This is a genomic window from Neisseria sp. HMSC073G10, from assembly GCF_001812605.1.
In the GTDB taxonomy this organism is placed as follows: Bacteria; Pseudomonadota; Gammaproteobacteria; order Burkholderiales; family Neisseriaceae; genus Neisseria; species Neisseria subflava_A.
Genome location: NZ_KV809488.1, coordinates 59,884 through 79,208, shown reverse-complemented (window position 1 = coordinate 79,208; position 19,325 = coordinate 59,884). Strand labels below are relative to the sequence as shown.

Annotated in this window: 12 protein-coding genes, 1 tRNA gene and 1 pseudogene; 9 read left to right on the top strand and 5 right to left on the bottom strand. The window is 49.0% G+C overall.

All coding sequences use genetic code 11. The annotated features are described in order from the left end of the window. Positions 1 to 59 precede the first annotated feature (59 nt). Together oppC and HMPREF2865_RS00945 are read left to right on the top strand one after the other, a co-directional pair. The gene (gene oppC, locus HMPREF2865_RS00950; protein ID WP_003683112.1) at positions 60 to 968 is read left to right on the top strand and encodes an oligopeptide ABC transporter permease OppC; all 909 of its coding nucleotides are present in this window, start codon (positions 60 to 62) and stop codon (positions 966 to 968) included. 24 nt (positions 969 to 992) lie between these two features. Next, positions 993 to 2,597 (top strand): ABC transporter ATP-binding protein, encoded by a 1,605-nt coding sequence (locus HMPREF2865_RS00945; RefSeq protein WP_070645000.1) that lies wholly within the window; start codon positions 993 to 995, stop codon positions 2,595 to 2,597. A gap of 78 nt (positions 2,598 to 2,675) precedes the next feature. On the opposite strand, the gene HMPREF2865_RS00940 is transcribed toward HMPREF2865_RS00945, so the two are convergent. Next, on the bottom strand, positions 2,676 to 3,953 hold the full coding sequence (locus tag HMPREF2865_RS00940; protein WP_070644998.1) for an O-acetylhomoserine aminocarboxypropyltransferase/cysteine synthase family protein: 1,278 nt from the start codon (positions 3,951 to 3,953) through the stop codon (positions 2,676 to 2,678). A gap of 199 nt (positions 3,954 to 4,152) precedes the next feature. Here HMPREF2865_RS00940 and HMPREF2865_RS12300 point away from each other — a divergent pair. Further along, a pseudogene (locus HMPREF2865_RS12300) lies at positions 4,153 to 4,363 on the top strand (IS30 family transposase); the annotation flags it as partial. A gap of 246 nt (positions 4,364 to 4,609) precedes the next feature. Here the strand turns inward: HMPREF2865_RS12300 and HMPREF2865_RS00935 are convergent. Both HMPREF2865_RS00935 and yaaA read right to left on the bottom strand, forming a co-directional pair. Beyond that, a tRNA-Ser gene (locus HMPREF2865_RS00935) sits at positions 4,610 to 4,700 on the bottom strand. Positions 4,701 to 4,779: 79 nt separating this feature from the next. Beyond that, the gene (gene yaaA / locus HMPREF2865_RS00930; RefSeq protein ID WP_070645186.1) at positions 4,780 to 5,559 is read right to left on the bottom strand and encodes a peroxide stress protein YaaA; all 780 of its coding nucleotides are present in this window, start codon (positions 5,557 to 5,559) and stop codon (positions 4,780 to 4,782) included. Positions 5,560 to 5,729: 170 nt separating this feature from the next. Between yaaA and HMPREF2865_RS00925 the strand changes: the two genes are divergently transcribed. Together HMPREF2865_RS00925 and HMPREF2865_RS00920 are read left to right on the top strand one after the other, a co-directional pair. Further along, on the top strand, positions 5,730 to 6,119 hold the full coding sequence (locus HMPREF2865_RS00925; protein ID WP_003746001.1) for a RidA family protein: 390 nt from the start codon (positions 5,730 to 5,732) through the stop codon (positions 6,117 to 6,119). A gap of 70 nt (positions 6,120 to 6,189) precedes the next feature. Beyond that, positions 6,190 to 7,020 (top strand): symmetrical bis(5'-nucleosyl)-tetraphosphatase, encoded by an 831-nt coding sequence (locus HMPREF2865_RS00920; RefSeq protein WP_070644996.1) that lies wholly within the window; start codon positions 6,190 to 6,192, stop codon positions 7,018 to 7,020. A gap of 54 nt (positions 7,021 to 7,074) precedes the next feature. Here HMPREF2865_RS00920 and HMPREF2865_RS00915 read toward each other — a convergent pair whose 3' ends face one another. Both HMPREF2865_RS00915 and HMPREF2865_RS00910 read right to left on the bottom strand, forming a co-directional pair. Further along, a complete protein-coding gene (locus HMPREF2865_RS00915) occupies positions 7,075 to 8,448 on the bottom strand; it encodes an FAD-binding oxidoreductase (RefSeq protein WP_070644994.1) in 1,374 nt (457 codons plus the stop codon). Positions 8,449 to 8,543: 95 nt separating this feature from the next. Further along, a complete protein-coding gene (locus HMPREF2865_RS00910; protein ID WP_070644992.1) occupies positions 8,544 to 8,819 on the bottom strand; it encodes a hypothetical protein in 276 nt (91 codons plus the stop codon). A 508-nt stretch (positions 8,820 to 9,327) separates the two neighbouring features. Here HMPREF2865_RS00910 and HMPREF2865_RS00905 point away from each other — a divergent pair. The 4 genes from HMPREF2865_RS00905 to HMPREF2865_RS00890 all read left to right on the top strand — a co-directional run bounded on the left by HMPREF2865_RS00905 (position 9,328) and on the right by HMPREF2865_RS00890 (position 19,240). Next, positions 9,328 to 9,810 (top strand): FKBP-type peptidyl-prolyl cis-trans isomerase, encoded by a 483-nt coding sequence (locus tag HMPREF2865_RS00905; RefSeq protein WP_070461453.1) that lies wholly within the window; start codon positions 9,328 to 9,330, stop codon positions 9,808 to 9,810. Between the two features lie 217 nt (positions 9,811 to 10,027). Further along, a complete protein-coding gene (gene glgB, locus HMPREF2865_RS00900) occupies positions 10,028 to 14,314 on the top strand; it encodes a 1,4-alpha-glucan branching protein GlgB (protein WP_070644990.1) in 4,287 nt (1,428 codons plus the stop codon). Positions 14,315 to 14,459: 145 nt separating this feature from the next. Then, positions 14,460 to 16,445, top strand: coding sequence for a glycogen debranching protein GlgX (gene glgX, locus HMPREF2865_RS00895; protein WP_070644988.1), 1,986 nt, complete (start codon positions 14,460 to 14,462; stop codon positions 16,443 to 16,445). 314 nt (positions 16,446 to 16,759) lie between these two features. Further along, positions 16,760 to 19,240, top strand: coding sequence for a glycogen/starch/alpha-glucan phosphorylase (locus HMPREF2865_RS00890; protein WP_070644985.1), 2,481 nt, complete (start codon positions 16,760 to 16,762; stop codon positions 19,238 to 19,240). The last annotated feature ends 85 nt before the right edge of the window (positions 19,241 to 19,325 follow it).

Genomic DNA, 19,325 nt, shown 5'->3' with positions numbered 1-19,325 from the left:
AAGGCCGTCTGAAACGTTCAGACGGCCTGAAGAAAGAATAAAAAGCGAGAGAGAACATTATGTTATTCAAAAAGAAGCAGACTCAGGCCCTCGCAGAGGCAGCAGAATACGCCCAAGTACACGGCAAAAGCCTGTGGAGCGACGCATGGCGGCGTTTTAAACAGAACAAAGCGGCGGTGTACAGCATTATTATCCTGTTGCTGATCAGCATTTTTGTGATTGTGGCACCATGGATTGTCCGCTACACCTACGACTTTACCGACTGGGACAATATGCAGATTCCGCCGTCCTTTTCTACCCATCACTATCTGGGTACGGACTTGCTCGGCCGCGATTTGTTGTCGCGTGCGGCAACCGGCGGACGTATTTCCTTGCTGGTCGGTGTGGCCGGCGCATTGGTGGCTGTTGTCATCGGTACGCTTTATGGTGCGATTGCCGGCTTTATCGGCGGTAAGCTCGATTCGCTGATGATGCGCTTTTTGGAAATTTTGAACGCGTTTCCGTTTATGTTTTTCGTGATTCTGCTGACCACGTTCTTTGGCCGCAACTTGCTTTTGATTTTTGCCGCCGTGGGTTTGGTGTCTTGGTTGGACGTGGCGCGTATCGTGCGCGGTCAAACCTTGAGCTTGAAGCATAAAGAGTTTGTCGAAGCGGCGCGTGTGAGCGGCGTGGCAAAACGTAAAATCGTGACGCGCCACATTATTCCGAATGTTTTGGGCGTGGTGATGGTGTATGCCTCTTTGCTGGTGCCGGGCATGATTATGTTTGAATCTTTCTTGAGCTTCTTGGGCTTGGGCGTACAAGAGCCGATGACCAGTTGGGGTTCGATGCTGCAAGAAGGCGCGATTTCGATGGAAGCCGCACCATGGCAGCTGCTCGTGCCGAGTTTCTTCTTGGTAACCACTTTGTTCTGTTTCAACTTTATCGGCGACGGTCTGCGCGATGCGCTCGACCCGAAAGACCGCTAAACCGCAACCAAAAGGATAATCAAAATGACAAAACAGTTACTGGTTGTAGAAAATCTGGACATCAATTTTGAATTGCATGAAAAAAACGTGCACGCCGTGCGTAATGTCAGCTTTAAAGTGGCAGAGGGCGAAACATTGGCTTTGGTCGGCGAATCCGGCTCGGGCAAGTCCGTAACCTCCATGTCCGTTATGCGCCTGCTGCCTGAGAAATTTGCCCGATACAGCAAAGATTCGCGCATTACTTTTGACGGCATTTCCATTTTGGATGCCGATGAGAAAACCCTGCGTGATTTGCGCGGCAACCGCATCAGCGTGATTTTCCAAGAGCCGATGACCTCGCTCAATCCGTTTATGCGTATCGGTGCGCAACTGATTGAAGCGGCGCGTGTGCACAATAAAAAGCTCGGCAAAAAAGAAGCAGGACAAAAAGCATTGGCATTACTGGAACGTGTGGGCATCAAAGAAGCCGAGCGCCGCATGAAACAATATCCTCACGAGTTTTCCGGCGGTCAGTTGCAACGCATTATGATTGCCATGGCGCTTATTAATGAACCTGACCTGCTGATTGCCGACGAACCGACCACAGCTTTGGATGTGACCATTCAAGCCGAGATTCTCGATTTGCTCCATGATTTGCAACAGCAAATGGGCATGGCGATTATCTTCATTACCCACGATTTGGGTTTGGCGGAACACTATTCCAAAACCGTCTGCGTCATGCGTAACGGCGAAATTGTCGAGCGCGGCAAAATCAAAGAAGTATTTGCCCATCCGAAACACGAATATACCGCCGAACTCATCAATGCCATTCCCAAGGGCATGAAAGAGCCGGAAGAAACCAGCGCCGGAGTGTTAATCGATGCCGATAATGTCAATGTTTCTTTCGTATTGAAGCAAAACTTTTTCGGCAAGCCGCTCAAAACTTTTGACGCCGTCAAAGGCATCAGCTTCAAAATTAAAGAAGGCGAAACATTGGGCGTCGTCGGCGAGTCCGGTTCCGGCAAATCCACGCTGGGCAAAGCCGTCATGCAGATGCTGCCTTATACCGGCCATATCTCCTTTGAAGGCAAAGACCTGAAAAACTATACCGCCGAAGAAGCACGCCGTCTGAAATCGCAACGGCAAATTGTGTTCCAAGATCCGTTCGGTTCGCTTTCCCCACGCCTGACCGTTGGTGAGATTATTGGCGAAGGTTTGACGGTTCATCATCCTGAAATGACCAAAAAAGAACGTATCCAACGCGTTTTGGAAGTCATGAAGGAAGTGTCCCTGCCGCTTGACGCGCTCAACCGTTATCCGCATGAATTCTCCGGCGGCCAGCGTCAGCGTATCGCTATTGCACGCGCCGTTATCCTGCGCCCGAAATTTATCCTTTTGGACGAGCCAACCTCTGCACTTGACCGCTCCGTACAATCCAAAGTGGTCGAACTTTTGCGCGATTTGCAGAAGAAATACGGCCTGACTTATATGTTCATCAGTCATGATTTGTCTGTCGTGCGCGCTGTCAGCGATAATGTGATCGTGATGAAGCAGGGCGAAATGGTTGAGTACGGCAGCGCGGATCAGATTTTCCACCATCCGCAAAACGATTACACCAAACGTTTGATTAACGCCGCATTTGATTTGTAGAAAAGGAAAGGCCGTCTGAAAAGAAATTTTCAGACGGCCTTTTTAAGCGGAGGCTTTTTTCATCTAATGAGCGATTGCTTATGCCTGTACGGCATCTAATGCCTGCGCCAAGTCGGCAAGCAAATCGTCGATATGCTCGATACCCACGCTCAGGCGTACCATGTCGGGGCTGACGCCTGCTGCGGCGAGTTCTGCATCGTCAAGCTGACGGTGGGTCGTTGTGGCAGGATGGGTAGCCAGCGATTTGGCATCACCGATATTCACCAAACGCAGGAAGAGTTGCAGTGCGTCAATGAACTTCGCGCCGCCTTCACGACCGCCTTTAATACCGAAACTCAGCAAACCTGAGGCTTTTCCGCCGTAGTCGCGGTCAATCAAGGCTTTATACGGACTGTCGGGCAGGGCAGGATAGTTCACCCATTCGACCCGCGGATGTTTCTTTAAGAATTTGGCTACTTTTAGGGCGTTTTCGCAATGACGTTCCATACGCAGGGCGAGGGTTTCCAAACCTTGAAGCAGTAAAAATGCGCTGTGCGGAGACAGGGCGGCACCGGTATTACGCAATGGGACGACGCGAGCGCGGGCAATGTAGGCGGCTGCACCAAAATGTTCGCAGTAGTTTATGCCGTGGTAAGACGGATCAGGCTGATTGAAAGTTTTTTCAAAGCGCGGATTGCCTGCCCATTGGAATTTGCCGCCGTCGATAATGGCACCGCCAATCGTTGTACCGTGACCGCCGATGTATTTGGTCAAGGATTGGATAACGATGTCGGCACCGTGCTCGATCGGGCGGAACAATGTGGGCGTAGCAACGGTGTTGTCCACCATCAGTGGCAGCCCTTGAGCGTGCGCGGCTTGTGCGAATGCTGGAATATCAACGACATTGATGGCGGGATTGCCGATAGATTCGCAATACACCAGTTTGGTGCGGCTGTCGGTATTGGCAGCAATTTCTTCGGGTTTGGCCGGATCGATAAAGCGTACTTCTATACCTTGGCGCGGCAGGCTGTGGGCAAAGAAATTGTAAGTGCCGCCGTAGAGCGTTTTGGTTGCGATGATGTTGTCGCCTGCTTCAACCAAGGTTTGAACGGCATAGGTAATTGCCGCCATACCGCTGGCGACAGCCAATGCGGCGATACCGCCTTCCAAACGGGCAACGCGTTCTTCCAAAACGGCAGTGGTCGGATTCATCATACGGGTGTAGATATTGCCCGCTACATCAAGATTGAACAAGTCTGCGCCGTGTTGCGTGTTGTCGAAAGTGTAGGAAGTGGTTTGGTAAATGGGGACAGCAGCGGATTTGGTAGTCGGTTCGGATTGATAGCCTGCATGCAGGGCAATGGTTTCCCGTTTCATTTAAATATCCTTGTAGCGATTAAATAATGATAAATAGAGGCCAGCAGATTCGGATTTGAAGGGCAAACTTTACATAACGGAAAAAGTCCTAGATGCAGCAGCATACTGCCTTTCCTACAAGAAAGATTACCATGAACTACTACACGCAACTGACCCAAGAAGAACGATACCACATTCAAGACCTGTCCTACCACCACACCATCATCGAATGACACTCCATCACGACACCGTTTGCCGCAACCTCCTCCAAGATAAAAGCAAGGGCGGTACTTTGTGGCAACAGCTCAGAATATGCAGCAAACCCTACCGCAAACGATACGGTGGCACACGGCTCTGAGGCAAAATGCACGATCGCGTCGGCATAGGAAAAGCCACGCATGGTTGAGCAAAAATTCCGCATTGGTGATAGGTAGGCTGATACCCTTGACGGCAATGATCAGAAAAGCAGGGACATTTGCAAAAATCCCCCAAATCTCTAAATGTCTGGGTAGGACTTTAGGAATTTGGGGGAATTTTTAAAGGTATTAGGCCGTCTGAAACTGCGTCATAGAAAGTTTCAGACGGCCTTTACGGGATTCTTTGGATTCGAAAATAAAAAAAGACTTGAATCATCAAGTCTCGCATTTCATTTTCACTAGATAAAAAAATATCAAAAATGGCGGAAGCGGTGAGATTCGAACTCACGGAGGGCTATCAACCCTCGACGGTTTTCAAGACCGTTGCATTAAACCGCTCTGCCACGCTTCCATTCTTGAAGTCGTAATATTAATGGAACTTACGGTCTTTGCCAAGAGGTATTTTAGAAAAAATATCTAGGATTCTGTTTTTATTTAGATTGTTCTTCACGCATGAATACCCATTCGGCTTCGTTTGAAGCTGCTTCATTGAATGAATAGCCTTCGTAGTCGAAATTTTTGAGCATTTCAGGATCGGTAATGCCGTGTTCTGCCGCGTAGCGCACCATCAAACCGCGCGCACGCTTGGCGTAGAAGCTGATGATTTTATATTTACCGTTTTTCTCATCTTTAAAAATCGGCGTAATCAGGCGTGCGTTGAGTTTTTTGGTGTTGACGGATTTGAAATATTCTTGTGAGGCGAGGTTGATTAAAACGTCGCTATCGGCCTGCTCCAGTGTTTGGTTGAGCAGGTCGGTGATTTTATCGCCCCAAAATTCGTAGAGGTTTTTACCGCGCGTGTTGGCAAAGGCCGTACCCATTTCCAAGCGGTAGGGTTGCATCAAGTCGAGCGGGCGCAGTATGCCGTATAGGCCGGAGAGCAGGCGGACATGTTGTTGCAGATAGTCGATTTGTTCCGGTTTGAGCGTATCGGCGGCGATGCCTTCATAGACGTCGCCGTTGAACATAAATACGGCTTGTTTGGCGTTTTCAGGCGTAAATGGTGTGTGCCATGCGGCATTGCGTTCGGCGTTGAGCAGGGCGATTTTGTCGGAAACATGCATCAGCTCGGCGATTTGTTGGGGGGCAAGCTGACGCAACTCCTGCATCAGGATTTCTGCTTCTGGCAGAAGGTCGGGCAGGGTAAAGCTGCTTACGGGGGAGGGGTCTTTTTCGTTGAGGTTTTTGGCTGGGGATAAGACAAAAAACATAATAATTTCGGCTTTGAAATGAATAATGTGTGGGATTGTAGGTTTAAAATCGAGGAAGAACAAGACGGGCTAAACGCATTAATTGAATGCTTTTATTGAAACGTATTTCTGTTGAAAGTAAAATTCGAAGCTTCCACCTGATTCTGACATTTCTATTTGAGGAGAATATCATGTCTAAAACCATTATCCATACCGACAAAGCCCCTGCCGCGATTGGTGCATACAGCCAAGCAGTCCGCGCAGGCGATACGGTTTATATGAGCGGTCAGATTCCTTTGGATCCGGCTACGATGACTGTGGTCGGCAATGGCGACTTCCGCGCCGAAGCAGTGCAAGTATTTAAAAACCTGCAAGCCGTAGCCGAAGCAGCAGGCGGTTCTTTGAACGATATCGTCAAACTCAATGCTTATTTGACTGATTTGGCCAACTTTGCCGTGTTCAATGAAGTGATGGCTGAATTTATCGAACAACCTTTCCCTGCGCGTGCGGCGGTTGGCGTGGCCAGCCTGCCTAAAGGCGTTCAGGTTGAAGCAGAAGCAGTATTGGTTTTAAATGCATAATTGATGTTTTCAGACGGCCTGGGCTGGGCTTGAGGCCGTCTGAAAATAATAACAACGGAAAACAATAATAATGGCACATTACGCAATCGGAGATATTCAAGGCTGTTTTGACGAGCTGACTTTGTTGCTTGCCAAAATCGGCTTTAATCATGGTACGGACACCCTTTGGCTGGTCGGCGATATTGTTAATCGCGGCCCGAAGTCCTTGGAAACCCTGAGATTTGCCAAAGAGCATGACAGCAGCGTGCAAATGGTTTTGGGTAATCATGATTTACATCTTTTGGCCGTCGGTTGCGGTGAAGGAACGCTCAAGCGTAGTGATACGGTTGGGCCGATTTTGACCCATCCCGATAGTCATGCCATGCTTGACTGGCTGCGTCATCAACCGCTTTTGGTACGCGGCGACAGGCATGTGATGGTGCATGCCGGTATTTTGCCGCAATGGTCTGTTAATAAAGCCGAAAGCCTTGCCCGTGAAGCTGAGGATGAATTGCAAGGTAAAAAGTACAGGAAATTTTTTGGCAAAATGTACGGCAACAAGCCGACCGAGTGGACGGACGATTTGACAGGCTATGAGCGCCTACGCATGATTATCAACGTCTTTACCCGTATGCGTGCGCTGACGTACAAAGGCGAATTGGATTACGAATATAAATCCACTTTGAAAAAAATGCCGCTTTACCTGCGCCCTTGGTTTAAAGCACCCGATAGGCAGAATTTGGATTATATTACCGTGTTCGGACATTGGTCGTCATTGGGTTACGTTAATACCGATCAGGTTATTGCTTTGGATACCGGCGCGTTGTGGGGCGGAGAGCTGACAGCGGTCAATTTGGATACCAACGAAGTGATACAGGTACCATCCTTGGGCGGATTGGATTGGAAAACGGCATTGAAATAGTTTGGATAAAATAAAAAGGCCGTCTGAAATGTTTCAGACGGCCTTTTGTATTGGTTAATCCAAAGAAGGCAGGAGTTTGTCCGGATTCATAATGCCATAAGGGTCAAGCTGATTTTTGATGGCATGCATCAGAACGAGTTCGGCCTTTGTACGTACGCGGGGCAGCCAATGTTTTTTGATGATGCCTACGCCGTGTTCTGCGGCAATCGTACCGTGGCAGGCAAGGATGTTTTCATAAACAATGGTATTGACGGCGTCTTCGTATTGGTAGGCTTCATTGCTCAATACATTGGGCAGGAATGTATTGTAATGCAGGCTGCCGTCGCCTAAATGTCCGAAGCAGACAATTTGTATGCCGGGAAAGCGGGTTTCCAAGGCAGGGGCGCATTGGCGGACAAAGGCGGCTACTTGGGCGATAGGGACGGCGATGTCGTGTTTGATGCTGGTGCCGAGTTTGCGTTGGGAAGCGGAAATATTTTCACGTAAGGTCCATAAGTCGGAACGCTCTTGCTCGGATTGCGCCAAGATACTGTTTTCCCATCCGTTTTGATAGAGAAATTCGGCAAGTTTTTCATCCAAACCTGCGTCGGGAACGGAGTCGGCAAGTTCAATCAAAATATGCCATTCCGCGTCGGCAGGCTTTTTGAGTTGGCTGAATTCCGAAGATAAATCGAGGGCAAAGCGGCTGATTAGCTCGAAGCTGGTCAAGCGTTCGGCAAAATGGCCTTGCACCGCAGTTAAAAGCGAGATGGCGGATTCAATATCGTCTAAACCTACCCATGCGGTCGCTTTGGTTTTGGGCTGGGCAAAGAGTTTGAGTGTGGCGGCGGTAATGATGCCCAATGTTCCTTCGCTGCCGATAAAAAGATGGCGCAAGTCGTAGCCGGTCGTGTTTTTGTGTAGGGGCTGAAGGTGGGAAACCAGTTCGCCGTTTGGTAAAACGACTTCCAAACCCAATACCAAATCACGCATGCTGCCGTAACGCAAGACATTCAAACCGCCGGCATTACAGGCGATATTGCCGCCGATTTGGCAAGAGCCTTCGCTGGCAAGGCTGAGCGGAAACAGTCGTCCGGCTTCGGCTGCCGCCTTTTGAGCATTTTGCAAAATCACGCCAGCTTCAACCGTCATGCTGTTGTCAGCAAGGTTGATATCGCGGATGCGGTTGAGCTTGGAGAGATTGAGCAGTACGCCTTCGGTGGTTACCGTTGAGCCGCATAATCCGGTATTGCCGCCTTGCGGGGTTACGCGGATGCGGTTTTCAAAACAGAAACGCATGATTTTCTGCACGTTTTCGACAGAGTTCGGCTGTAAGACAATATCCGGCGAAGAAACAAAACGGCGGCGTTGGTCATTTAACAAGGCCGGAGTGGCTTCGATAATTTCAGAGACGGAAAGAAATTCAGTAAAACGGTCGTGAAGGTGCATGGCAGTCGGGCGGAAAAGTTGGGAAGTGGAGTGTGAGAAATGTAAAAAAGCAGGATACGCAATGGTATCCTGCTTTTCTTATATTCAAAAGAATATTATTTAGCAGCTTCAGAAGCAGCAGAAGCAGCGGCTTCAGCAGCAGATGCAGCAGCTTCAGTAGCAGATGCAGCGGCTTCAGTAGCAGATGCAGCAGCTTCAGTAGCAGCAGCTTCGGTAGCTTCAGCAGCAGAAGCAGCAGCTTCAGTAGCAGATGCAGCGGCTTCAGAAGCAGCAGATGCGGCAGAAGCAGCAGTTTCAGCAGCTTTATCAGCACCGCCACAAGCGGCCAAAGCTAAAGACAACAAAGCAGCAGCGAACAGAGATTTTTTCATTTTTGAGGACCTTTTTTTAAATCGATTTAAACTAAAAATAGCCGTCAAACGGCCTGTACAGTAGAAATTCATTGCTGAATTTTCGTTATTATGCCCCACGGGGTTGGTCAATGCAACGTTGCTTAACCGTTTGCATACTAAAATCAATACAAAATTAGCGAAAATAATGTAAATCAGGAGGGCAGGTAAAAAATCATCTAAAAATATTCATAATTAATGAAAATTTTAAAAATCATTTTTATTCAATGGCTTGATTATTTTTAACTGTTGTCGGTTTTAAGGGTTTGGAATGTTTTTGCGTTTGGGGAGTTTTTTGTAATTTAGCAACTTTGTGTTGTGAAAAAGCAACTTTTATGGATTAGAATCATTCAATTTTATTTTTTATATGGACTTTTTCGGTTTTGTTGTGTTCGCCAAAAGTATTTGTTTAAGGTAAACCGATTGTTTAGTTACAGCTGTGATAGAATAGCCTGAACCTGACTTTTAAATATTGATTAAGGACGACATGATGTCTATTGTTAAAAATTCCGTAGTTTCCCTGCATTATGAAATGTACGATGCAAACAACCAATTGTTGGACAAAACCGAAGAGCCGATTGCTTACCTGCATGGCGGTTATGACGGCATTTTCCCTTTGGTGGAAGAAGCGTTGCATGGCAAAAATGTAGGCGATACCGTTGAAGTGGCTTTGTCCCCTGAGGATGCTTTCGGTGAACAAGATCCTGAGCTGGTGCGTATTGAAGATGTAAGCGTATTTCCTGTTGAAGTCGAAGTCGGTATGATGTTTGAAGCCGATGATCCGGAAACTGGCGATGTATTGATTTATCGTGTAACCGATGTTGCCGACGGTAAAGCTGTAGTGGATGGCAACCATCCTTTGGCCGGTATGAAAGTATTGTTCAAAGCGACTGTTGAAGGTGTGCGCGATGCGACTGAGGAAGAAATTGCCCACGGCCACGTACATGGCCCGCACGGTCATCACCACCACTAATCAGGCTTGAAACATGATAAAGGCCGTCTGAAAAGGAATGAAACCTTCCTTTTAAGACGGCCTTTAAGTTTTTACAAGACAGATAAATAGGAAATTTTGGCGCAGGTCAAATCAAACAGGGAAATATGGATTTTGTTAGAGACTACAATGAATTACATATAACGGTGCGACAAAATCTGTATTAAGATTCAGATATTGGTAAAACAGGCAGAATGCAATGAGTGAGACATTGGAGCAGCAGGCTCTAGAGGCTGGTATTGATTTAGGCTACCACGACATCAACGGTACATATCATGTAACCAAACCTGAAGTTTTGGAATCGATTGTTGCTATTTTGGACAAAAGCAAACCGGATTCAGACGGCCTTTATCTGAATACGATGGTCGCGCATGAAAACGGCGAAGAATCTTTACAGATGCCGTCTGAATTTCATGGTGTGGAAGCGGTCGTATTGATTGATGAGGCGGATGAGTGCCAGAGCTTGACTTTATATCCGGGCGATAATGATATGCTTTGGATTAAGCTGCCCCGATTGGCTTGCGGTTATTACACTTTGTCGGCCGAGACCGGCGGCAAAAGTTGCCTTGTACGCCTGATTGTTGCGCCTGAATCGGTTTACCAACCCAAACTGCTTGCCAATGGCGGACGGATGAATGGTTTGACTATGCATTTGTACAGCCTGCGTTCCGAGCGCAACTGGGGCATAGGCGACTTTACCGATTTACTGAACCTGATGAAATATGCGGCGGAGAAAAAGCTGGATTTTGTCGGTATCAACCCTTTGCACGCCTTGTTTACCAGCAAACCTGCCTTTGCCAGCCCGTATAGCCCTTCTTCGCGCGAATGGCTCAATCCGATTTATTTGGATATCGAGAAAGTCGGTGCGTTTACTTATAACGAGCAACTGAAAAACTGGCTGGAACAACCGAAAATCCGTCAGCGTATTGCCGCTTTACGTGTTACAGAAACGGTGACTTATACGGCGGTTTGGGCATGCAAACGTGATGCGCTGCAAATGGCGTTTAATGCATTTGAACAAGATACTTGTGAAGCCGCGGAAAATGAGCGCGCTGCATTTGAAGCATTTGTATTAGAAAAAGGCGAGGCTTTGCAGGGCTTCGGTTTGTTTGAGGCTTTGGACCAGTATTACAGCCGTCCCGGACAAGTGGGTTGGCAATCATGGCCGTCTGAATTTCATCAACCTGATGGCGAAGCAGTAGAAAAATTCGCGCGCAGTCATGATCGGGAAATCCGTTTTTATATGTGGCTGCAATGGCTTTGCGCGGAGCAGTTGCAAGAAGTCAACCAAGCCGCTGCCGAATACGGTGTCAAACTCGGTATTTACGGCGATTTGGCGGTTGGCGTGGCGCGAGGCAGCGCGGATACTTGGTTAAACCGTCAAGATTATTGTATGGACGTATCGGTCGGTGCGCCGCCGGATCCTTTGGGGCCGACAGGGCAGAATTGGAATTTGCCGCCGCTTAATCCGTCGATGTTGAAACATACGGGCTATGAAAAGTTTGCTCATCTGTTGCGCGAAAATATGCGTCTGTATGGCGTGTTGCGGATTGACCATGTGATGGCATTGTGTCGTTTGTGGTGGGTGTTAAACGATAAAACAGCAGATTTCGGCGCATATGTGCATTACGATGCCGAAGTGACCTTTGCCATTTTGGCATTGGAAAGCCAGCGCAACCGTTGCGTCATCATCGGCGAAGATTTGGGTACGGTACCCGATCAAGCGCGTTATCTGCTTAACCTCTATCAAGTGTTCTCCTACAAAGTGATGTATTTCAGCAAGGGCTGGAATGGTTTTCAATTACCTGAAGAATACCCCGAGCAGGCGATTACGGTCATCAGTACCCACGATGTTGCGCCGCTGGCAGGTTATTGGATAGGCAAAGATTTGGATACGATGTTCAAACTCGGTACTTTGCCAGATGCAGCCGCTTTTCAGACGGCCTTGGACGAGCGAGAACACGATAAAGCAGATTTGCTGGACAAATTGAAAGATACCGGCTGTCTGGGTGCGGACGTACAAATGCCGGCAAAAGCCGATGAAACCTTGCTGGCGGCTTTGCACAAATACGGCGCATTGAGCCGCAGCAAACTTTACGCCGTACAACTGGAAAACCTGCTGGGCATCATCGACAATCTGAATGTCCCGGGTGTAACTGAAGGCTATCCGAACTGGGCGCAAAAAATGCCGGTTTCTTTGGAAGATTTCCTACAACACCGCCTCATGGGCGGCCAACTTGCCATTATTGACGAGGTACGCATGAAAACAAACAGCCAAATCAAGACTTATCATGAACTTGACCAAATCGAGCGCGATACGGTCGAAAGCCTGTTTCTTGCCACCCATAGCGATGTGTTCGCTTATTTGGGACGACACCGCCTTGCAGAGGGCGATGAAGTAGTGCGCGTTTTGATTCCCGGCGCAGTGAGCGTGGATATCGTGAACCGCCGCAGCGGCGAACTCATCGTGCCGTCTGAAAAAATTGATGAACGCGGTTTCTTTGTGGCTGTTTTGCCCGATGATGCGCCCGATTACGCTTTGCGTATCCGTTACACCGAAGACTCCGAGCCTGTGATTGAAGAAGACCCTTATCATTTCAGCTCTGCGTTGCAAGACATGGATTCCTGGCTGTTGGCCGAAGGTAAGCACCTGCGTCCTTATGAGACTTTAGGCGCGCATTTTGCCGAGTTGGACGGCGTGAAGGGCGTACGTTTTGCCGTATGGGCGCCAAATGCGCAACGCGTTTCCGTTATCGGCGAGTTCAACAACTGGGACGGCCGCCGCCATGTGATGCGTTTTCACCGCGACAACGGCATTTGGGACATCTTTATTCCTGCCGTCAAACTCAATGCCCTCTACAAATTTGAAATCCGCGATGCCAACGGCGATGTGCGCGAAAAAGCCGACCCGTATGCTTTCGGTGCGGAACTGCGCCCGACCACGGCATCTATCGTACGCGGTTTGCCTGACGAAGTGGAAGAACCGGCCTTCCGCGCCCGTGCCAACGCCATTGATGCGCCTATCAGCATTTATGAAGTGCATTTGGGTTCGTGGAAACGCAATCCGGAAAACAATTTCTGGCTGACTTACGAAGAGCTGGCCAAAGAATTGGTCGCATACGTCAAAGACATGGGCTTTACCCATATTGAGTTCCTGCCTGTTTCCGAATATCCGTTTGACGGCTCATGGGGCTATCAGGCAACCGGTTTGTATGCGCCGACCAGCCGTTTCGGTTCGCCGGAAGAATTGCGCGCCCTGATTAAAGCCGCGCACGACGAGGGTATCAGCGTTATCCTTGACTGGGTGGTCGGCCATTTCCCGACCGACGATCACGGCCTGGCCAAATTCGACGGCACTGCGCTGTACGAACACGCCGACCCGCGCGAAGGCTACCACCAAGACTGGAACACCCTAATTTACAACTTTGGCAGAAACGAAGTGAAAAACTTCCTGCAAGGCAATGCTTTGTATTGGATAGAGCGTTTCGGCTTTGACGGTATCCGCGTTGACGCGGTTGCCTCCATGATTTACCGCAACTACTCGCGCAAAGACGGTGAGTGGATTCCGAACCAATACGGAGGCCATGAAAACCTCGAAGCCATCGCTTTCCTGCGTGATACCAACACCATGTTGAAAGAGGAAGTTCCTGCTGCGACTGAAATCGCCGAAGAGTCTACTTCATTCGCCAACGTCACCCGTCAAGAAGGTTTGAACTTCAGCTTCAAATGGAATATGGGCTGGATGAACGATACTTTGCGTTACATGATGGAAGACCCCATCAACCGCAAATATCACCACAACAAAATGACCTTCGGCATGATGTACCAGTACAGCGAAAACTTTGTCCTGCCGCTTTCACACGATGAAGTCGTGCACGGCAAACGCTCGCTGCTCGGACGTATGCCCGGCGACTGCTGGCAACAATTTGCCAACCTGCGTGCCTACTACGGCTTTATGTACGGCTTCCCCGGCAAAAAACTTTTGTTTATGGGCAGCGAGTTTGCACAAGGCCGAGAGTGGAACTACAACGAAGGACTGGATTGGTTCCTGCTGGAGCAAGAGGGCGGCTGGCACAAAGGCGTACAAGACTTCGTGCGCGAATTGAACCATGTCTATAAAGACACCGCGCCGCTTTACCAATTAGACCAATGGCCTGAAGGCTTTGAGTGGTTGGTTGCAGATGACGGCGACAATTCCGTATTCGTTTTCGAGCGCCGCGACCGTGAAGGCAACCGCGTTATCGTCATCAGCAACTTCACGCCAGTAGTACGCGAAGGCTACCGTTTCGGCGTGAACTCTGCCGGCGAATACCGCGAAATCCTCAATTCAGACGACCTGCATTACAAAGGCAGCGGCGTTTCTGCCGGCGCAACGGTGGAGACAGAAGAAGTTTGGTCGCATGGCAAACCAAATTCCCTGTCTGTTACCGTACCGCCGTTGGCAACCGTTTACCTGTATCAGGCGGCAGTCAAAGAAGAAGCGTAAATCAACTTTGAGGGTGGGCATCATGCCTGCTTAATCAGCTGAAAATTAAAAGATAGTGATATCAATATGACTCAAGGCCGTCTGAAAGATTTTCAGACGGCCTTATATTGGACACGAAACCAAATACATACCAAGGAATCATTCTATGACTGCCAAATCATGGCATATCGAGGAAGGCAAGCCTTATCCCATGGGCGCAACCCTGACAAGCAAGGGCGCGAATTTCACCTTGTTTTCCATCAATGCCGAAAAGGTCGAATTGTGTCTGTTTGATAAGGATAAAGAAATCCGTTTGGAGATGCCTTCGCGGCGCGGTTCGGTATTTTACGGATTTGTGCCGGATGTTAAGGCAGGGCAGCGATACGGTTTTCGCGTGTATGGACGTGAAAACGCAGAATACGGCTCATGTTTTAATCCCAACAAATTGCTGATTGACCCGTATTCCAAAAAAATTGACGGCAAACCAAGCTACCGTACCGCCGAAGAAATGGCATGGTTCAGGCCGGAAGATGAACGCGACAATGCCGCCGTTGCGCCGAAAAGCGTCGTGATTGGACGCAGCCGATTCAATTGGGCCAAAGATTGCCGTCCGGAAATACCGTGGGGCAAAACCGTTATTTATGAAGCCCATGTCAAAGGGTTTACCAAGCAGTTCCCCGATTTGAAATATGCAGGTACTTATAAAGCCTTGAGTGATAAACGGGTTTTGGCCTATCTGCAAGAGTTGGGGGTGACGACGGTCGAGCTGCTGCCGATTCATTATCATCTGGACGAATACCATCTTCAGCAGATGGGCTTGAGCAATTATTGGGGCTACAACACTTACTCCCATTTTGCCGTTGAGCCGTCTTATGCCGACAATCCCGAGCGTGCGGCGGCGGAGTTTAAACAGGCGGTCAAAGCCTTGCATCAGGCTGGTTTGGAAGTGATTTTGGATGTCGTGTACAACCACACGGCAGAGCAGGACGACAAAGGACCGATGCTGTGTCAGCGCGGTATCGACAACACCTTATGGTATTGGCACACCCCTTACGGCAATTATGAAAACTGGTCGGGTTGCGGCAATACGCTCAATATTGTCCGGAGAGACGTTACCCGTTGGGCGGCAGACAGCCTGCGCTATTGGGCTGAAGAGTTTCATATCGACGGCTTCCGTTTCGACTTGGGAACCGTATTGGGACGCGAACCTGATTTCCAATCGTACGGCCGTTTTTTCCAAGTCCTGTATCAAGACCCGGTTTTGGCCGGTTTGAAACTGATTGTCGAAGCATGGGACATCGGCGAGGGCGGCTATCACTTGGGCAATTTCCCGCAACCTTTTGCTGAATGGAACGGCCGTTTCCGCGATGATATGCGCGCGTTTTGGTCATGGGAAAGCGGCAATTTGGGCGCATTTGCCGAACGCTTGGCCGGGTCGTCCGATATTTTCAACCACAGCGGCCGCCACCCGTCTGCCAGTATCAACTTCATCACTGCACACGACGGCTTCACTCTGCGCGATTTGGTCAGCTACAACGAAAAACACAACGAAGCCAACGGCGAAAACAACCGTGACGGGCATAATGAAAACATCAGCTACAACCACGGCGTAGAAGGCGAAACCGATGATGAAGAGGTTTTGCTCAACCGCGAATACACCTCCAAAGCGTTGCTTGCCTCCTTATTTTTATCCAACGGTACGCCCATGCTGTTGGCCGGCGATGAGTTCGGCAACAGTCAGCAAGGCAACAACAACAGCTACTGCCAAGATAATCCGATTACATGGTTGGATTGGCAAAATGAGTCCCATGTATTGCAAAATTACACTCAAGAGTTGATACGTGTTCGCAGCCAAATCAAGCTGCTGACAGATGATTGTTGGTGGGAAAAAGAGCGTGTGCAATGGCTCAATGCCGATAGCAGCCCGATGACCGAATATTGTTGGCACAACAGGGGCAGTAAGGCGATTCAGATTATTTTGGACGATGAATGGCTGCTGCTGGTCAATGCCAAACGTAGTCGTCAGTTATTTAACCTGCCTCAAGGCAAATGGGAAATTTCTTGCGTACCATCTGAGAAATTTAATTACGAAGAGGCTGGGAAATGTGTTGTTGAGCATATGGGGATTTGGATTTTACATAAAACAAATTAAATGAGAATTAAATTATTTGTTGATTAACTCTTTGATATTTTGTCAGTATTTCCTGATTTGTAGCTTAGTAGTATAAATTGAAAATGCCAATAAGATGATGAATGGTTTAATTGTTAATTAAATGTTTTATAAAGAAAAATATATCCTTTTTTTGAATCTTTCCGCTATAATCTCCTTGGTTTGTAACAAATCTACGCACCATTCCTTTCAGACGGCCTGTTGCTGTTGTCAGGCCGTCTGAAAACCGAGTTTCGTTGTTTTTAATAAAACCATCAGGCGCGTTGTCCAGTGCCTCACGCTAGAGAAAGGCTTCCATGGCTAAGAAAAAACTCCCCATCTCCGGTTACGATTATGTAATGCCTAAACCAGACGCCGAAACCATCCGTAAATCCATCGTTTACAAGCTGATTTTCATCTTGGGCGTAGATCCGAAGGAGGCAACTTCACACCAATGGCTCAACGCCGCCATGCTTGCCGCGCGTGACCTGATTGCGGAAGATTTCCTCAAAACACGCCGCGCCCACATCGACAACAGCAAACGCATGGTTTATTACCTGTCTATGGAATTCCTGCTCGGCCGTTCGTTTGTCAACGCGCTGATTAACGAAGGCGTTTATGCCGAGTTTGAAGAAGCCTTCAAGCAACTGGGCAAAGAATTTGCCGATGTCTGCGAACAAGAAGAAGATCCGGGTTTGGGTAACGGCGGTTTGGGCCGTCTGGCCGCCTGCTTCCTCGACTCTTTGGCAACCCTGCGCATTCCGGCCATGGGCTACGGCATCCGTTACCAATACGGTATGTTCAAACAAGAAATCGTGGATGGCCAACAAGTTGAAAAACCTGATTTGTGGCTCGACCAAGATTTGGCATGGCAGTTTGCCCGTCCGAACAAACAATATTCCGTCCGTTTCGGCGGTCAAGTGTTGAACTTGGGTGATAAAAAAGAATGGCAGCCAAGCGAAGAAATTTCCGCTTGGGCATACGATGAAATCATTCCTGGCTATGGCGGCGAATGTGCCAACCCATTGCGCTTGTGGACTGCACACGCAGGCAACCTGTTTGACCTTGCCGACTTCAACCGAGGCGACTATGCCTCTGCCGTTCGCGCACAAAACAGCGACGAAAATATCTCACGCGTTCTGTATCCGAATGACTCTACCGATTCCGGCCGCGAATTGCGCCTGAAGCAAGAATACTTCTTGGTTTCCGCTTCCGTTCAAGACATCGTCGCCCGCCACAAATGCCGTTTCCCAAGCATCCGCACTTTGGCGGACGAAGTCGCCATCCATTTGAACGACACCCATCCGGTGCTCGCTATTCCAGAATTGATGCGTATCCTAATTGACGAAGAGGGCATCGCATGGACCGAAGCATGGAATATGTGCTGTAAGATTTTCTCTTACACCAACCACACGTTGATGAGCGAAGCCTTGGAAACCTGGCAGGTTGACCTGATGGGCCGTCTGCTGCCGCGCCACTTGGACATCATCTTTGAAATCAACGCCTACTTCCTCAATGCCTTACGCGCCATCGGCAACTTCGACGACGACTTTGTCCGCCGCGTATCCATCATTGACGAAACCCACGGCCGTCGCGTCCGCATGGCATGGCTTGCCGTAATCGGTTCGCACAAAGTCAACGGCGTGGCCAAAATCCACTCCGATTTGATGACCACATCCATCTTCGCCGACTTTGCCAAAGTGTTCCCGGAACGCTTTACCAACGTAACGAACGGCGTAACCCCGCGCCGCTGGATCAACATCGCCAACCCGGGCCTGACCAAATTCTTGGACAAACATTTGGGCGACGAAGACTGGCGTCTGCATTTGGACAACCTGACCAAGCTCAACGACAAAGTGGACGATGCCTCCGTACAGGCAGAATTCGGCGAAGTGAAAAAAGCCGCCAAAGAGCGCCTTGCTAAATACATCGACACCGAGCTGGGCATCAAAGTTAACACCGATGCACTTTTCGACATCCAAATCAAACGTATCCACGAGTACAAACGTCAAGCATTGAACGTGATGCATATCGTCGACCGCTACAACAAAATCCTGGAAAACCCGGATTTCGATTGGCAGCCGCGTGTGTTCATCTTTGCTGGTAAAGCCGCTTCCGCCTATTACATGGCGAAGAAAATCATCCGATTGATTAACGACGTTGCCAAAGTCATCAACAACGACACCCGTATCCGTGACCTGATTAAAGTCGTTTACATCCCGAATTACAGCGTCAGCCTTGCCCAAATCATCATCCCAGCCGCCGATTTGCACGAACAAATTTCACTGGCAGGTACAGAAGCATCCGGTACCAGCAACATGAAATTCGCCCTTAATGGCGCGCTTTGCATGGGTACGCTGGACGGCGCGAACGTTGAGATTTTGGAAAAAGTCGGCGCGGACAACTGCTATATCTTCGGTAACACCGTCGAGCAAGTCGAAGAAATCCGCCGCAACGGTTACGACCCGTTGAGCTATATCGAGCGAGACAGCGACCTGCGCCGCGTCGTCAACCAAATTAGCCAAGGCACTTTCTCTCCGGAAGAGCCAAACCGCTACAACGACGTGTTGCAACCATACGGCGACTTCTATCAACTGATGGCCGATTTCCGCAGCTACATCGACACGCAATACAAAGCGGACGAACACTACCGCAACGTATCCGCATGGCGCAAATCAGCCTTGATCAACATCGCCAACATGGGCTTCTTCTCATCCGACCGCTCCATCGCCGACTACTGCCGCGATATTTGGTACATCAAACCATTGAGCGAAAAAGAATTGCCCGGCAAAAATTAAGCGTTGAGCAGATAGCGAAAGCCGATACATCGGGAAGGTGTATCGGCTTTTTTCAGACGGCATGATATAGAAACGAGTAAAACAG

What these genes read in the sequence shown, in the direction of transcription:
- HMPREF2865_RS00915 (WP_070644994.1), bottom strand. Translation starts at nt 8,448, where the DNA reads ATGCACCTTCACGACCGTTTTACTGAATTTCTTTCCGTCTCTGAAATT.
- HMPREF2865_RS00890 (WP_070644985.1), top strand. Translation starts at nt 16,760, where the DNA reads ATGGCTAAGAAAAAACTCCCCATCTCCGGTTACGATTATGTAATGCCT.
- HMPREF2865_RS00945 (WP_070645000.1), top strand. Translation starts at nt 993, where the DNA reads ATGACAAAACAGTTACTGGTTGTAGAAAATCTGGACATCAATTTTGAA.
- HMPREF2865_RS00910 (WP_070644992.1), bottom strand. Translation starts at nt 8,819, where the DNA reads ATGAAAAAATCTCTGTTCGCTGCTGCTTTGTTGTCTTTAGCTTTGGCC.
- HMPREF2865_RS00940 (WP_070644998.1), bottom strand. Translation starts at nt 3,953, where the DNA reads ATGAAACGGGAAACCATTGCCCTGCATGCAGGCTATCAATCCGAACCG.
- HMPREF2865_RS00905 (WP_070461453.1), top strand. Translation starts at nt 9,328, where the DNA reads ATGTCTATTGTTAAAAATTCCGTAGTTTCCCTGCATTATGAAATGTAC.
- HMPREF2865_RS00925 (WP_003746001.1), top strand. Translation starts at nt 5,730, where the DNA reads ATGTCTAAAACCATTATCCATACCGACAAAGCCCCTGCCGCGATTGGT.
- glgX (WP_070644988.1), top strand. Translation starts at nt 14,460, where the DNA reads ATGACTGCCAAATCATGGCATATCGAGGAAGGCAAGCCTTATCCCATG.
- oppC (WP_003683112.1), top strand. Translation starts at nt 60, where the DNA reads ATGTTATTCAAAAAGAAGCAGACTCAGGCCCTCGCAGAGGCAGCAGAA.
- yaaA (WP_070645186.1), bottom strand. Translation starts at nt 5,559, where the DNA reads ATGTTTTTTGTCTTATCCCCAGCCAAAAACCTCAACGAAAAAGACCCC.
- HMPREF2865_RS00920 (WP_070644996.1), top strand. Translation starts at nt 6,190, where the DNA reads ATGGCACATTACGCAATCGGAGATATTCAAGGCTGTTTTGACGAGCTG.
- glgB (WP_070644990.1), top strand. Translation starts at nt 10,028, where the DNA reads ATGAGTGAGACATTGGAGCAGCAGGCTCTAGAGGCTGGTATTGATTTA.